14 protein-coding genes are annotated in these 15,451 nt (G+C 72.2%); 12 read left to right on the forward strand and 2 right to left on the reverse strand.

Annotated elements, in window-relative coordinates:
• The first annotated feature begins 206 nt into the window (after positions 1-206).
• From AC067Z_RS36035 to AC067Z_RS36090, 12 genes are all read left to right on the forward strand, one after another.
• Entirely contained in the window at positions 207-1,112 is a 906-nt protein-coding gene (locus AC067Z_RS36035; RefSeq protein WP_478793865.1) for a DUF3152 domain-containing protein, read from the forward strand.
• A gap of 86 nt (positions 1,113-1,198) precedes the next feature.
• A complete protein-coding gene (locus AC067Z_RS36040; protein ID WP_478793866.1) occupies positions 1,199-2,029 on the forward strand; it encodes a tryptophan 2,3-dioxygenase family protein in 831 nt (276 codons plus the stop codon).
• Positions 2,022-3,215: a kynureninase gene (kynU, locus tag AC067Z_RS36045; RefSeq protein WP_478793867.1), complete on the forward strand. Its 1,194-nt coding sequence runs from the start codon at positions 2,022-2,024 to the stop codon at positions 3,213-3,215. Before AC067Z_RS36040 ends, kynU begins: the two co-directional genes overlap by 8 nt.
• A 176-nt stretch (positions 3,216-3,391) precedes the next feature.
• On the forward strand, positions 3,392-4,261 hold the full coding sequence (locus tag AC067Z_RS36050; RefSeq protein WP_478793868.1) for an alpha/beta hydrolase: 870 nt from the start codon (positions 3,392-3,394) through the stop codon (positions 4,259-4,261).
• Positions 4,262-4,316: 55 nt separating this feature from the next.
• On the forward strand, positions 4,317-5,147 hold the full coding sequence (locus AC067Z_RS36055; RefSeq protein ID WP_478793869.1) for an SDR family oxidoreductase: 831 nt from the start codon (positions 4,317-4,319) through the stop codon (positions 5,145-5,147).
• A 171-nt stretch (positions 5,148-5,318) separates the two neighbouring features.
• Positions 5,319-6,302 carry an alpha/beta hydrolase gene (locus AC067Z_RS36060; RefSeq protein ID WP_478793870.1) on the forward strand — a complete coding sequence of 328 codons (984 nt, stop codon included), beginning with the start codon at positions 5,319-5,321 and terminating at the stop codon, positions 6,300-6,302.
• A 1-nt stretch (position 6,303) separates the two neighbouring features.
• Positions 6,304-7,467 (forward strand): acyltransferase family protein, encoded by a 1,164-nt coding sequence (locus AC067Z_RS36065; RefSeq protein WP_478793891.1) that lies wholly within the window; start codon positions 6,304-6,306, stop codon positions 7,465-7,467.
• Positions 7,468-7,477: 10 nt separating this feature from the next.
• Positions 7,478-8,788, forward strand: a complete 1,311-nt coding sequence (locus tag AC067Z_RS36070; RefSeq protein WP_478793871.1) for a sensor histidine kinase — start codon at positions 7,478-7,480, stop codon at positions 8,786-8,788.
• Entirely contained in the window at positions 8,785-9,450 is a 666-nt protein-coding gene (locus AC067Z_RS36075; RefSeq protein ID WP_478793872.1) for a response regulator, read from the forward strand. Before AC067Z_RS36070 ends, AC067Z_RS36075 begins: the two co-directional genes overlap by 4 nt.
• Positions 9,451-9,552: 102 nt before the next feature.
• Complete coding sequence (locus AC067Z_RS36080; RefSeq protein WP_478793873.1) at positions 9,553-10,911, forward strand: sensor histidine kinase; 1,359 nt, start codon at positions 9,553-9,555, stop codon at positions 10,909-10,911.
• Positions 10,908-11,567 carry a response regulator gene (locus AC067Z_RS36085; protein ID WP_478793874.1) on the forward strand — a complete coding sequence of 220 codons (660 nt, stop codon included), beginning with the start codon at positions 10,908-10,910 and terminating at the stop codon, positions 11,565-11,567. Before AC067Z_RS36080 ends, AC067Z_RS36085 begins: the two co-directional genes overlap by 4 nt.
• A gap of 18 nt (positions 11,568-11,585) precedes the next feature.
• The gene (locus AC067Z_RS36090) at positions 11,586-12,791 is read left to right on the forward strand and encodes a cytochrome P450 (RefSeq protein ID WP_478793875.1); all 1,206 of its coding nucleotides are present in this window, start codon (positions 11,586-11,588) and stop codon (positions 12,789-12,791) included.
• Positions 12,792-12,880: 89 nt separating this feature from the next.
• On the opposite strand, the gene AC067Z_RS36095 is transcribed toward AC067Z_RS36090, so the two are convergent.
• Positions 12,881-14,500, reverse strand: coding sequence for an ABC transporter permease (locus tag AC067Z_RS36095; RefSeq protein WP_478793876.1), 1,620 nt, complete (start codon positions 14,498-14,500; stop codon positions 12,881-12,883).
• Positions 14,497-15,396, reverse strand: coding sequence for an ABC transporter ATP-binding protein (locus AC067Z_RS36100; RefSeq protein ID WP_478793877.1), 900 nt, complete (start codon positions 15,394-15,396; stop codon positions 14,497-14,499). Before AC067Z_RS36100 ends, AC067Z_RS36095 begins: the two co-directional genes overlap by 4 nt.
• Between the last annotated feature and the right edge of the window lie 55 nt (positions 15,397-15,451).

The raw sequence follows: 15,451 nt of genomic DNA on the forward strand, positions 1-15,451 counted from the left end.
CCCGACCGACCGGACCGGGTAAATCCACGTGCCCGTCCGGGATGTGACACGCGCCGCAGGCCCCTGTCCTTTGCACGGGCGGGGGCCTTTGGCCGGGTACGATCGCACGCGCTGTCGATTTACACGAGTGCAGCCGTTGTCGCCGGCCGGTGCAGAGGCCCTTCCCTCTCCCCCAACACCGGCCCGAACCAGGGGAGAGGTCTGTCGTGGGCAAGCGCGCCGCCGCCGGCGGCCGTGGGCGCAGCCGTGGCCGTGATCGGGCGGGACGCCGCAGGACTGTCCCGGTCCTCGTGGTCGGCGCCCTCGTAGGAACCCTGTCCCTCGGCGGTGGCGCCGCACTCGCGCACTGGCGCGGTGGCGAGGCCGGTACCTTCGTGGCCGGCGCCGGGGCGCAGCCGGCCGAGCCGCTGAAGTCCCCCGAGGCGTCGACCGGACCGGCCCCCGAGCCGTCCGCCTCCGCCTCCCCTTCCGCCTCCCGCTCCGTCTCGCCGCGCGTCACCGTATCCGCGTCGCCCAAGGCGTCCCCGCCCCCGAGCAGGCCGCCCTCCGTGCCCGCGTCCGGTGACGGGACCTTCAGCGCCGCCCGGTCCTCCGGCGCGGCGGCCGGCACCGGCGTGCTGCGCCGCTACAGCGTCGAGGTCGAGGACGGCATCGACGTGTCCGCCCGGCAGGCGGCCGCCGAGATCGAGGCGATACTCGCCCACCCGCGGGGCTGGGCCGCCCACGGCCGCGGCCGTTTTCAACTCGTCTCGTCCGATGCCGACTTCGTCATCCGGATAGCCACCCCCGCCACCGCCGACCGGCTGTGCCTCGCCCAGGGACTGAACACCCGCGGCGAGCTGAACTGTGAGACGACCGAGGGCGTCGTCGTCAATCTGCGGCGCTGGCTCCTGGGCTCGCCGACCTTCGCGGGCACGCCCGCCGAGTACCGGCATCTGATCATCAACCACGAGGTCGGACACGAGATCGGCATCCGCGAGCACATGGGCTGCCCGGGCCCCGGGCGGCCCGCGCCGGTGATGATGCAGCAGATCAAGGGCCTGAACGGCTGTCGGTCCAATGCCTGGCCGTACGACGAGAAGGGGACGTATCTCACCGGCCCGCCGGCGTGAGCATCGTTTTATGATGCCGTTGGGGACCGGGGCCCACACCGGACAGGAAGGGGCGGACCGCTACCCGGATCGTCGAGGAGACAGCGATGTCACATGACGCCGCCCCGAATCTGGACTTCGCGGGCACCACTCCGTACGAGGACTACGTCCAGGCGGACGTCCTCACCCACCTCCAGCACCCTCTTTCGGACGACCCCGGAGAGATGGTCTTCCTGGTCACCACCCAGGTGATGGAGCTGTGGTTCACCGTCGTCGTCCACGAGTGGGAGACCGCGACCCGCGCCCTGCGGGAGGACCGCATCCCGGTCGCGATGGATGCCCTCAAGCGGTCGGCACGCGAGCTGGAGGCGCTGAACGCGTCCTGGCGGCCGCTCGCCAACCTCACCCCGGCCCAGTTCAACGCGTACCGCAGCGCCCTCGGAGAGGGCTCCGGCTTCCAGTCGGCGATGTACCGGCGGATGGAGTTCCTGCTCGGCGAGAAGTCGGCCTCGATGCTGGTGCCGCACCGCGGTGCGCCGCGGGTGCACGCGGAACTGGAGAAGGCGCTCCACGAGCCGAGCCTGTACGACGAGGTGCTGCGACTGCTCGCGCGCCGCGGCTTCGCGATCCCCGAGGACGTGCTGCAGCGGGACCTGTCGCAGAAGTACGAGCCGTCCGACGAGGTCGAGAAGGCGTGGGCCGCGCTGTACAGCGCTCAGGACGTCAACGAGCCGGACACCGAGCTGGTGCGGCTGGCCGAGGCGCTGACGGATGTCGGCGAGCTGGTGTGGCGATGGCGCAACGACCATCTGGTCGCGACCCGGCGGGCCATGGGCTCGAAGGTCGGCACGGGTGGCTCGGCCGGTGTCTCCTGGCTGGAGAAGCGGGCCCGCAAGAACGTTTTCCCCGAGCTGTGGACGGCGCGCAGCCATGTCTGAGTCCCTGGCCGAGAAGGCCGTGGCGCTGGACGCCGCAGACGAACTGGCCGGTGCGCGGAAGCTGTTCGCCCTCGACGAATCGATCTACCTCGACGGCAATTCGCTCGGCGCACTGCCCGCACATGTGCCCGCGCGCGTCGCCGATGTGGTGACGCGCCAGTGGGGCGAGCTGCGGATCCGGTCCTGGGACGAGAGCGGCTGGTGGACGGCGCCGGAGCGGACAGGCGACCGGATCGCGCCCCTCGTGGGCGCGGCTCCGGGGCAGATCGTGGTCGGCGACTCCACAAGCGTCAACGTTCTCAAGGCGGTCGTCGGCGCGGTGCGGCTGGTGGACGATCCGTCGCGCACGGACGTGCTCGCGGACGCCACCACGTTCCCCACGGACGGGTACATCGCCGAGTCGGCGGCCCGGATGACAGGCAAGCAGCTCGTGATGGTGGACCCCGCCGATCTGCCTGCCGCGCTCGGTCCCCGGACGGCGGTGGCGCTGGTCAACCACGTCGACTACCGCTCCGGCCGGCTGCACGACCTGCCGGCGCTGACGGCCGCCGTCCATGACGCGGGCGCGCTCGCGGTCTGGGACCTGTGCCACAGCGCGGGCGCTCTGCCGGTCGGCCTGGACGAGCACGGTGTGGACCTGGCGGTCGGCTGCACCTACAAGTATCTGAACGGCGGACCCGGTTCACCGGCGTATCTGTACGTCGCCGAGCGCCACCAGGCCGCGTTCGACTCGCCGCTGCCCGGCTGGAACTCGCACACGGACCCGTTCGCGATGACGCTCGGCTACGCGCCGGCGTCGGGCGCGACACGCGGCCGGGTGGGCACCCCCGACATCCTGTCGATGCTGGCGCTGGAGGCGTCGCTGGACGTCTGGGACGGCATCGCGATCGACGCGGTCCGGGCGAAGAGCCTGGCGCTCACGGACTTCTTCCTGGAGTGCGTGTCGGCATACGCCCCGCCCGGCTCGGTGACCTCGCTGACCCCTTCCGCGCACGCGGAGCGGGGCAGTCAGGTCGCGCTGCGGTGCGAGGACGCCCCGCGGGTGATGGGGGAGTTGATCAGCCGTGGGGTGATCGGCGACCTGCGCCGCCCCGACGTGCTGCGCTTCGGCTTCACGCCGTTGTACGTGGGCTTCGGGGACGCGGAACGGGCGGCGCGGGTGCTGTCGGAGGTGCTGGCCGGCTGACGCGCGGGTGCCCTGCGCGAGCCGGGCTGTTCCCTGCCCGCCCTTCCTCCGCGGCCGTCCGGCCGCAGAGGGAGGGCGGGTCACCGCCCGACGGGCGGTGGCGCCCCCACCGGCCTGGTAGCGTCCGCGCTGGTCAGGTTGAATACGCAACCCCCGCGGGACTGTTGGAGCAACACATGCCGGACCCCGTCGCCCGTGACGCCGCCGAGGAAGAGTCGGCCTTCTCGCATCCTGCCGTCGCGCCGGACGCCTCCGTCGCCTACGGGGACCACCCCGATCAGATCGTCGACTTCTACGCGCCCCGCGGCGGGCAGGCCAGCGTGCCGCTCGTCGTGCTGCTGCACGGCGGGGCGTGGCGAGCGCCGTACGACCGGCAGCATGTGACGCCGTTCGCGGACTTCCTCGCCCGCCGGGGGCTCGCCGTCGCCAACGTCGAGTACCGCCGCGGGCGCGAGATTCCGCAGCAGCGCGGGACCGGGCCTGTCGCCGGGCGGTGGCCGGACACGTTCGACGACGTGGCTGCCGCGATGGACGCCCTGCCCGGTCTGGCGCGGCGTGCCCTTCCGCAGGCCGATCCGCGGCGCATGGTCGTCACCGGGCATTCGGCCGGCGGACATCTCGCGCTCTGGGCGGCGGCCCGGCATGTGCTCCCGGTCGGCTCGCCCTGGCGGCTGCACACGCCGCCCGCGCTGCGCGGTGTCGTCGCACTCGCCCCGATCGCCGACTTCGCGCACGCCGTGGGGCTCGATGTGTGCGGCGGTGCGGTGCGCCAACTCCTCGGCGCGGAGGGCGAGTACGAGCAGCGGGCCGCGCACACCGATCCCGCGGTGCTGCTGCCCACCGGTATCGCGACCGTCGTGGTCCAGGGCCGTACCGACATCGTGGTGCCGCAGGCGGTCAGCGAGGCGTATGTCGACGCCGCGGCCAAGGCCGGCGAGACGGTGGGGCTGACCCTGCTGGAGGAGGTCGGCCACTTCCCGCTGATCGACCCGGCCGCGGACGCCTGCGCCGTCGTCGCGGAGGAGATCGCCCAACTGGCCTGGTGAAAAAGGCTGCTGTTTGCGGACAGAAGCTGACCGCAAACCTTCCTACGTTGTTCCCATGACGAATCTCGTGACGCTCGTGACCGGAGCAACCGGAACCGTCGGCCGCCAGGTCGTGGCCGAACTGCTGAACCGTGGGCACGCTGTCCGTGCCCTCACCCGTGACCCTGCCAAGGCCGCCTTCCCCGCGGAGGTCGAGGTCGTGCAGGGCGACCTCACCGACCCCCGGACCCTGGCCGGTGCGCTGGAGGGCGTCACCGGCCTGCACCTGATCACCTTCGGCGGGCCGTACTTCGCCCCGCTGGAGACCGGCCCCCGCATCCTGGAACTCGCCCGCGAGGCGGGCGTGCGGCGGATCACCGTGCTGCACGGTGGCGGGCCGAGCCCGCTGGAGGACGCGGTCCGGGCCGGAGCCGTTCCGTGGACCGTGCTGATGCCGGTGGAGTTCATGGGCAACGCCCTGGAGTGGGCGGATGCCGTCCGTGCCGCCGACGAGGTGCGGGAGCCGTTCGTCGACCGGCTCAGCGCCATGGTCCACGAGGGAGACATCGGCGCAGTCGCCGCCGTGGCACTCACCGAGGACGGCCATGGCGGACAGACGTATGTGATCACCGGGCCCGAGGTGCTCACCCTCAAGGACAAGACGGACACCCTCGCCGCCGCCCGCGGCCGCGAGATCCGGCTCGTCGAACTGACCGGTGAGCAGGCCGTGGAGCAGTGGCGCGCGTCCGGCCTGCAGGAGGACGTGATCGGCTTCCTGCTGGAGGCGTACGGGAACACCCCGCCGGTGGGCCGCACGGTCGCGGACACCGTCGAGAAGGTCACCGGCCGGCCGGGACGGACCTTCGCCGAATGGGCGAAGGAGCACGCGGACGCCTTCCGCGGATGACGGGGGCGGGGGCGGGGCGGCCGGCTCGGTATGAGGGCCGGGGGCCGCCCGCCCCTACCCGTGATACCTGAGAGCTACGCCGCAAGTGTGCTCCCCGGGTGGACGCAGGCGACAGGGCGATGTTCGTAACTTCCTTTCCGGACACAGCAATCCGGACCGGAAGGACTCCCCATGGCGACCCGCCTGCGCCGCACCCGCCTGCGCCGCACCCTGCTCGCCGCGCTCCTCGCGGCCGCCGTCGCCGTCCCGGTGTCGGCCGCGGCACGGCCGTCCGCCGTTCCCGCGCCGGAGCCCGCCGCGCTCGCACCGCTGACCGCCGCCGAACTGCCGTTGCTGAAAGCCCGTTACGGCATCAATCGCGCGGGTGTCGGGGCCGCCGCCCGTGCCGCGGAGGAGCACGGGGACCGCCGTCGGGCGGGTGCGCTGCGGGCCATGGCGGGGCCGGGGCGCCAGTTCCTCACGTTCGACGGACGCAACGGGGGCCGCACCACGGAGGTGTTCGGGGACCTTGCCCGTGCCGAGCGGATCGCCGTGCTCGTACCCGGCTCGGACACCGACCTCGACACGTACACACGCTTCCACACCGGAGCCGCGGCCCTGTACGAGGAGCTGCGCACGGCCGGCGGGCCGCGTACCGCCGTGGTCGCGTGGCTCGGGTACGCGACCCCCGGGACGATCAGCACCGACGCGCTGACCGCGGGCCGGGCCGATGACGGCGCCGCGCAACTGGCCGCATTCTTGGAGCAGTTGCACGCTCTCAAGGGCAGGGCGCCTGTGGCGCTGCTCTGCCACTCCTACGGTTCCGTCGTGTGCGCCCGCGCGGCCGGTGCCGTCGACAGCGCCGGGGTGCGGGACATCGCTCTCTACGGCAGCCCCGGCACCGGCGCCGACAGCGCCGATGCGCTGCGCACCCGCGCGACTGTCTGGGCGGGCCGCGGCGACGGCGACTGGATCTCCGGCGTCCCGCATGTGCGGCTCGAACTGCTGGACACAGAGGTCGGCTTCGGTACGGACCCCGTGTCACCCGCTTTCGGTGCCGAGGTCTTCGAGGCCGGGGACGGCGGCCACAGCGACTACCTGCGCCCCGGTTCGGCCGCGCTGCGGGCTCTCGCGCTCATCGCCGCGGGGCGTTCGGCGGAGGTGCCCCGTGCCTGATCTGCGCACGCTCGCCCGCCGCATCGAGACCGCGACCCCGCCCGGCCGGGACCGTGCCGTGGACGCCCTGCGCGCCTTCGCGATCCTCGGGGTCGTGCTGGGCCACTGGCTGGTCACCGCGCTCGTCGCCGACGGCGGCGAGCTGCGGGGCGCGAGCCCGCTCCAGCACATGCCGCAACTGGCGCCGGTCTCCTGGGCGTTCCAGACGCTCTCCGTCTTCTTCCTGGTCGGTGGCCATGTGGCGGCCCGCAGCCTGGCGTCGGCCGCGCCGGGCAGCGGATACCTGACATGGCTGCGGGCCCGGCTCGCGCGGCTGTTCCGACCAGTGGCCGCCCTCCTGACGCTGTGGAGCGTCATCTGCGGGGGCATGCTCGCCGGTGGAACGGGGCCGGAGACCGTGCGCACCCTGCTCGCTCTGGCGTTGTCCCCGCTGTGGTTCCTGCTCGTGTTCGCGGCGCTGACGGCGGCTGCTCCCCTCGTCGCCCGGCTGCACCCGCTGTGGCCGCTCGCCGTGGTCCTGCACGTGGACCTGTTCCGGTTCGGCTTCGGTGCGCCCGACGCACTGGGGTGGCTCAACCTCGCGGCGGGCTGGCTCGTGCCGTACTGCCTGGGTGCGGCGTGGGCCCGTCGCGAGCCGGGCCGGGGTGTGCGCTGGGCGCTGTTCGCCGGCGGTACGGCGGCCACCGCCGCGCTCGTCGCCTGGGCCGGCTACCCGGCGTCCATGGTCGGCGTCCCCGGCGCGCACGTCTCCAACCTGAACCCGCCGACGCTCGCGGCCGTCACCTTCGGAATCGCACAGTGCGGTGCCGCCCTGCTGCTGCTCGACCCGCTGCGCCGCGCGCTGCGAAGGCCCCTGGCCTGGGCGGCGGTTGCCCTGCTCAACCTGTCCGCGATGACGGTCTTCCTCTGGCACCAGACGGCACTGATGGCGGTCACGGCGGGGGCGCTGCCCGCGGGCCCGCTGCCCGGACTGCACACCGTCCCGGACGGTCCGGCGTGGGTGTTCGCCCGGATCGCCTGGCTGCCGGTGTTCGTCCTCGCCCTGGCGGTGTGCCGGGCGGCCTTCCACGCCCATGAATCCGGCGCAGGCCGGTCCCGTGTCGTGCGGACCTCGCCCCACCGGAACGCGACGGCCCCCGGCCGAAGGAGTCGAACTCATGTCTAGGGTAGGCACGGTGAGAACGTGGGGATCTGCGGGCACCGCCCTGCGCGACGGGTGGCACGCCACGCGTGCGCATCTCCTGACCGCCCGCCGCGACCCGCTGCCCCCGATGGGCGGTCCGCGCCTGCTGCGCAGGCTGCCGCATGTCGTGGTGGTCTGGCTGGCCGTCGTCCTCACCGTCGCTCACGGCGACCAGCTTGTCGCCAGTTACGGCCTGGCACCCACGACGGGGGTGCCGCTGGCGATCATCATGGGCTGCGCGATCGTGCTCGCGATGTTCCGTCCCGTGCCCGGCTGGTGGCTGTCGCTCGCGGTCGGCGCCCTGGGCGCCGGTTCGGGCAGGACGTACGACATCGGATCGGACGGACCGTGGCCCTGGCCGTTCACCGGGATGCTCGCCCACGGACTCGTCCTCCTGCTGCTCGCGCTGCGCGTGCGGACCAGGTTCGCCTTCGAGGCGTTGGCGATCAGCGTGCTGTGGGGGGTCGCCGCCGAGGGGATGGCGGGCGATCAACCCCACATCTCGTCCGTGCCGCTGTCCGCCGTGATCTTCACCGTGGCCGTCGTCCTCGGGGCCGCGCTGCGCGGCCGGCGTGACGCCCGTGGCCGGCTCGTCGAGCAGGAGGTGCTCACCGCGGAGGAGCGCACCCGCCGCACCGTGCTGGAGGAACGCAACCGGATCGCGCGCGAACTGCACGACGTCGTCGCCCACCACATGTCGGTGATCTCCATCCAGGCCCAGGTCGCCCCGCACCTGGTGCCGGAACCCACGGACGAGCTGAAGGAGAATCTGGCGGGCATCCGGCAGAACGCCCTCGACGCGCTCACCGAACTCCGCCGTGTCCTCGGCGTCCTGCGCTCGGAGCATCCGGAGTCCGCCGAGGCCGCGCCGCACGCCCCGCTGCCCACGCTCTCCCGCCTCGGCGTGCTCGTCGAGAACGCCCGCGCCGCCGGACTCGACGTCGGCTGCGAGACGACCGGGGACCACCGCCCGCTCACCCCGGGCGTCGAACTGTCCGCCTACCGGATCGTGCAGGAGGCCCTGAGCAACGCGATCCGGCACGCGCCTGGCACGACCGTACGGATAGAGCTCGCCCACTCGCGGCCGGGGCTGCGGGTCAAGGTCACCAACACCGCGCCCCGTCGTCCCGCGCCCACGTCGCCGGGAGCCGGTCATGGTCTGCTGGGCATGCGTGAGCGGGCGGCGATGCTGGGCGGCGACCTCGCCACCGGGACGACACCGGACGGCGGCTACGAGGTGACGGCCTTCCTGCCGAGCGATCTGCCGGACGGGATGACCATCACGGGGGAGAGGAAGACATGACGATCCGGGTGCTGATAGCCGACGACCAGATGATGGTCCGGCAGGGCTTTTCCGTGCTGCTGAACGCCGAACCTGACGTCGAGGTCGTCGGCCAGGCCGTCGACGGGCTCGACGCCGTCGCCCTGGCCGCCGAGCTGGCTCCCGACGTGGTCCTCATGGACATCCGGATGCCCGAGCTCGGCGGAATCGAGGCCACCCGCCGCGTCACCACGGCCGACCCGGGGATCAGGGTCCTGGTGCTGACCACGTTCGACCTCGACGAGTACGTCTACGAGGCGCTGCGCGCGGGCGCCTCGGGGTTTCTCCTGAAGGACGCGTCGGCGGAGGAGCTCGCGAACGCCGTGCGGGTCGTGGCGGCCGGGGACGCGCTGCTGTCGCCGAACATCACCAAGCGGCTGATCGACGAGTTCTCCCGTACGGCCGGCGCCCCGCGCGCCCCGCTGAAGGAGCGGATCGGCGACCTCACCGAACGCGAGACGGAGGTGCTCACCCTCATCGCGCAGGGCCTGTCGAACTCCGAGATCGCCGGCGCCCTCGTCGTCGCCGAACAGACCGTGAAGACTCATGTCGGGCGGGTCCTGGTGAAGCTGGGGCTGCGGGACCGGACCCAGGCGGCGGTCTTCGCGTACGAGACGGGTCTGGTGCGCCCGGCCGGTTACTGACCGTCGACGGACCCCGCCCCACCAGGTAGTACTCAGGACGGATACCGCAGGATCCATAGCGATGCTGACGACCCCGGTCACCGCTCCGCTTACCTTTCTTACGTGACCGAGAAGACCCACAGCCCCGAGTACCGCCTGGCCCAAGGGGCGCTCAGCGGCCTGCGCCAGGACCTCTTCCACAATGCTTCCGCCTACCGGCCGCTGCCCCCGCTGCGGGCCGACGGGCCGCTGGTCCGCCGCCTGCCGGGCGAGCGGATACGCAAGGCCGCGGTGTGGCTGCCGCACGCCCTGGTCCTGTTCATCGCCTTCTGCGTGATGTTGCTCGCCGGTGCCAGCGGGGACGGCGACTTCGGCGACCTCCTGTTCGCGCTCGTCCCGGCCGGTGCGGTGGCGATGACGCTGATCAGGCCGGTCGGCGCTTGGTGGGTGTCGATCGCGAGCACGCCGTTCGTGAGTGTTCTCGGCGGCTCCTTCGGCGACTGGCCCTGGTCGCCCGGCGGCTTCCTCTCCCATCTGACCGTGCTGACCGTCGTGGCGCTGCGGACCCGGCCGCGGACCGCGGGCTGGATGTGGGCGATCACCGGCGTCTACGGGGTGTTCGCCGACACCCTCCTCAGCCGCGGCTACGGCTCCGACACCGCCGCGATGATGTTCACCTCCGCCGTGTCCCTGCTGGTCGTGAGCATGTTCCTGATCCGCCGCGACGCGAACGAGGAGGTCGCCGCCCAGCAGACCGTCACCGCCGTCGAACGGGACAAGCGCACGGTGCTGGAGGAGCGCACCACCATCGCCCGCGAGCTCCACGACGTGGTCGCCCACCACATGTCGGTGGTCGCCATCCAGGCCGAGGCGGCGCCCTACCGGGTGGAGAACCCGCCGGAGGAGCTGGAGCGGGCGTTCGCCACGATCCGGGAGAACGCGGTCGCCGCGCTGACCGAGCTGCGCCGCATCCTCGGCGTCGTACGGGCCGAGGACTACCAGGCTCCCGACGCCCCGCAGCCGATGCTCACGGATCTCGACACGCTCCTGGCCAACGTCAGGGAGGCGGGTCTCGACGCCGAGAAGACGATCACCGGCGCGGTACGTGAACTGCCGCAGGGCGTCGAACTGTCGGCGTACCGCATCGTCCAGGAGGCGCTCAGCAACGCGCTGCGGCACGCCCCGGGGTCGACCGCGAAGATCGAGATCTCGTACGTGCTGGGCGGCATCGGCCTGCGGATCGTGAACACCGCGCCTGTCGGACTGGTCAATCCCGCCCGCCGCCCGACCGCCACCCCTGAACGAGGGCTTCGCCCGCCCCTTTCGAAGGGCGCGGGTCACGGCATCACCGGCATGCGGGAGCGTGTGACGATGCTGAACGGCGAGATCACCGCCGAGCCCACCGCGGAGGGCGGGTACGAGGTGACCGCGTTCATCCCCGTCGCCGCCCCCGCCCCTGCCGCCCCCGAGGAGACGTCATGACGATCCGTGTGCTCATCGTCGACGACCAGAGCATGGTGCGCGAGGGCTTCTCGGTCCTGCTGAACGCCATGCCCGACATCGAGGTCATCGGTGAGGCCGTCAACGGCCGCGAGGCGGTCACCAAGGTCGCCGAGCTCGCGCCCGACGTCGTCCTGATGGACATCCGCATGCCGGAGCTGAACGGCATCGAGGCGACCCGCGAGATCGTGGCCGCGGACACCGGGGCGAAGGTGCTGGTGCTGACCACGTTCGACCTCGACGAGTACGTGTACCAGGCGCTGCGCGCCGGGGCGTCCGGCTTCCTGCTCAAGGACGCCTCCGCCCGGCAGCTCGCCGACGGCGTGCGGGTGGTCGCGGACGGCGAGGCGCTGCTGGCGCCGACGGTCACCCGCCGGCTGATCACGGAGTTCTCCAAGCTCGCCGAGAACCCCCGGCCGGCCGCGATGACCCAGGTCGGCGATCTGACCGAGCGCGAGACGGAGGTCCTGGTGCTGATCGCGCAGGGTCTGTCGAACGCGGAGATCGCCTCCCACCTGGTCGTCGCCGAATCGACGATCAAGACGCATGTGAGCCGGGTCCTGGTGAAACTGGGCCTGCGGGACCGTACGCAGGCGGCGGTGTTCGCGTACGAGGCGAGACTGGTCACGCCGGGATAGCCGGGTTAGCGTCCGCCCATGGACGCGCCTTTCGAGCCCTGGTCCCCTTCGTTCGTCGCCGACCCGTACCCGGCTTTCGCCGAGCTGCGGGCGCGGGGGCGGGTGCACTGGTTCGAGCCGACGCAGCAGTGGCTCGTACCGCACCACGCCGATGTGTCGGCCCTGCTGCGGGACCGGCGGCTGGGGCGGACGTATCTGCACCGCTTCTCGCACGAGGAGTTCGGCCGGACGCCGCCGCCCGCCGCGCACGAACCGTTCCACACGCTCAACGACCACGGCCTGCTGGACCTTGAGGCACCGGACCACACCCGGATCCGGCGGCTGGTGACCAAGGCGTTCACGCCGCGGACCGTCCAGTCGCTGGAGCCGGTGGTCCGGAAACTGGCGGCGGACCTGGTCGCGGACTTCGCACGCGCGGGCGGCGGCGATCTGCTCGCGGACATCGCCGAGCCGCTGCCGGTGGCGGTGATCGCGGAGATGCTCGGCATTCCGGAGTCGGACCGGGATCTGCTGCGGCCCTGGTCGGCGGACATCTGCGGGATGTACGAACTGAACCCGTCCGAGGAGTCGGCGGCGCGCGCGGTGCGGGCGTCGCTCGAGTTCAGCGCGTACCTGCGCGAGCTGATCGCGGCGCGCCGGGCGGACCCCGGCGACGACCTGATCTCGGCGCTGATCGCGGCGCACGACGAGGGGGACCGGCTCAGCGAGCAGGAGATGATCTCCACCTGCGTGCTGCTGCTGAACGCGGGCCACGAGGCGACGGTCAACACGACGGCCAACGGCTGGTGGACGCTCTTCCGACACCCCGAGCAACTGGCGGCGCTGCGGGCCGACCACTCGCTGCTGTCCACAGCTGTGGAAGAGCTGATGCGCCACGACACCCCGCTCCAGCTCTTCGAGCGCTGGGTCCTCGACGACATCGAGATCGGCGGGGTGGTGGTGCCACGCGGAGCCGAACTGGCGCTGCTGTTCGGCTCCGCGAACCGTGACGGTGAGCGCTTCGCGCGCCCGGACGAACTGAACCTGGGGCGGGCGGACAATCCGCATGTGAGCTTCGGGGCGGGCATCCACTACTGCCTGGGGGCGCCGTTGGCGCGTATCGAACTGGCGGCGTCGTTCGGGGAGTTGCTGCGGCAGGCGCCGACGATGCGGGTCGTGGTGGAGCCGCGGTGGAAGCCAGGTTTCGTGATCAGGGGGCTGGAGGAGCTGCGTGTGGAGCTGTGACGGTCCCTCACTCCGCCCTTTCCCGTAACCGGGGCATGCCCCGGACCCCGTACCGCACTTCGCGCGGTGCACCCGAGCGCCGGTTCACCTCACGACGTCACCACGTCACGGCGCCGCAGCCCCACCAGCCCCGCCGTCACCAACACCACTGTCACCGCGGTCAGTACCAGCGGTGCGCCCCACTCCATCTCCGCTCCCGGCAGCTTCGGCAGGTGCCCGAACGGCGACAGGTTCATCACCGACTGCGGCACGTTCAGCGCCGGTCCGATCCACCCCAGCAGCAGCGCCGCGCCCGCCGCGCCCCAGGCGGCCACCGCGGTCTGCGGGAAGGCGCCGTGGAGGACCACCGCCGCGCCCCCCAGGGTCCACACGGCCGGCAGCTGGACCAGGCAGGCGCCCAGGATCGGACCGAGGTCCTTGCCGTACGACAGCCACAGGCCGGTGCCGGCGACGAGCATGATCAACGCGGCGCCGCCGAAGGCGATCAGCAGGTGACCCGCGGCCCAGCGCAGCCGGCCGACCGCGTTCGCCAGGATCGGTTCCGCGCGCTGGGAGGTCTCCTCGCTGTGCAGCCGCAGCACCGAGGCCACCACGTACAGCGCGGCGACCATCCCGAACATGCCGACCATCGTGGCCAGGAACGCCTCGGTCAGCACGGTCTGCCCGCCCATCCGCTCGAAGATCTCCCGTGCTTCCTCGTTGTCGCCGACCAGGTCCGCCGCGCCCTCGACCATGCCGCCGAAGACGGCCCCGGCGACGAGGAAGCCGAGCGTCCAGCCGAGCAGGCTGCCGCGCTGCAGCCGCCAGGCGAGGGAGCCCGCGGTGGCGAGCCTTCCCTCCGCCGGTCCCGGCCGGGCGGGCAGGAAACTCATGCCGACGTCACGCCGGCCGGTCAGCTCGTAGGCGATCACGGCCTGCACGGTGACGGCGCCGGCGATCAGCAGCAGGACCCACCAGCGCTCGTCGGAGAAGGCGCGGACGTTCTCGGCCCAGCCGATGGGCGAGAGCCAGGTGAGCGCCGAGGAACCGTCGGCGTTGCCGGCGTCGCCCGCGGCGCGAAGGAGGAACGCGAACCCGAGCACACCGCCCGTCGCGCCCTTCGCGAGCCGTGCGCTTTCGGTGACCTGCGCGATGCTCGCGGCCAGGGTGGCGAAGACCATGCCGGTGCCGCCGACGGCGAGGCCGAGGGCGACGGCGCCGCCCATGCCCTGGCCGGCCAGGCCGCCGATGATGATGAGGGTGACGACGGTGTTGGCGGCGAGCGCCGCGAGCAGCGCTGCGGTCAGCGGCGCACGGCGCCCCACCACTGCGGAGGAGAGCAGCTCCTGACGGCCCGTCTCCTCTTCCTCCCGCGTGTGGCGGACGACGATGATCAGGTTCATCACGGCCGCGAGCACTGCGGCGAAGGTGCCGAACCGCCAGGCGACGAGACCGCCCACCGAATCGTCGAACACCGGCCCGTACAGGGACCGCATGGAGCTGTTGGCGGTCATCGAGGCGGCGATCTCGGCACGGTCGGCGGCCGTCCTGTACAGCGACTCCAGTGTGCCGACACCGCTTGCGACCATGCCGCCGACGACCACGGCCCAGACGGGCAGCATGATGCGGTCGCGACGCAGGGCGAGCCTGAGCAGGGTGCCGGTGCCGGCCAGGTGGCGGCTGCGGCGCCGGCCCGCGGCAACGGCTGGTGCGTGGGCCACGGCGGTCATCGCGACATCGCCTCTTCGGGTGCGTAGTGACGGAGGAACAGCTCCTCCAGGGTGGGCGGGGTGCTGGTGAGGGACCGCACCCCGGACTCGGTGAGCGACCGCAGGACGGCGTCGAGCTTGTCGGTGTCGACCTGGAGCTTGACGCGCCTGCCCTGCACATCGAGGTCGTGCACGCCCGGCAGCAGGGCCAGCCCGTTCGGCGGTCCGGCGAGCTCGGCGGTCACGCTCGTACGGGTCAGATGGCGCAGATCGGCGAGTGAGCCGGATTCGACGGTCCGGCCCTTGCGGATGATGCTCACGCGGTCGCACAGTGCCTCGACCTCGCTCAGCACATGGCTGGAGAGCAGGACGGTGCGGCCGCGGTCCCTGGCCTCGGCCACGCAGTCCTGGAAGACCTCCTCCATGAGCGGGTCGAGGCCGCTGGTCGGCTCGTCGAGGATGAGCACGTCGACGTCGGACGCGAAGGCGGCGACGAGGGCGACCTTCTGGCGGTTGCCCTTGGAGTAGGCGCGCCCCTTCTTGGTGGGGTCGAGCTCGAACCGCTCGATCAGCTCCGTGCGCCGGGCCCTGTCGAGCCCTCCGCGGAGCCTGCCGTAGAGGTCGATGACCTCTCCGCCGGAGAGGTTGCGCCACAGGGTGACGTCGCCGGGTACGTAGGCGATGCGGCGGTGCAGCTCGACGGCGTCCTGCCAGGGGTCCTCGCCGAGCAGCTGGGCGGCGCCGGAATCGGCGCGCAGCAGGCCGAGAAGGACCCGGATGGTGGTCGACTTGCCGGCGCCGTTGGGGCCGAGGAAACCGTGGACCTCTCCGGTCTCGACCGCGAGGTCGAGGCCGTCCAGAGCGTGGGTCCGGCCGAACGACTTGTGGAGTCCGGAGACGGTGATTGCCTTCGTCATGATTCAGAACGTACGCTACTTTCACAAAATTGTGAAGTTAAGGAAGCATATAAAC

This window comes from Streptomyces sp. NPDC043812, from assembly GCF_056436245.1.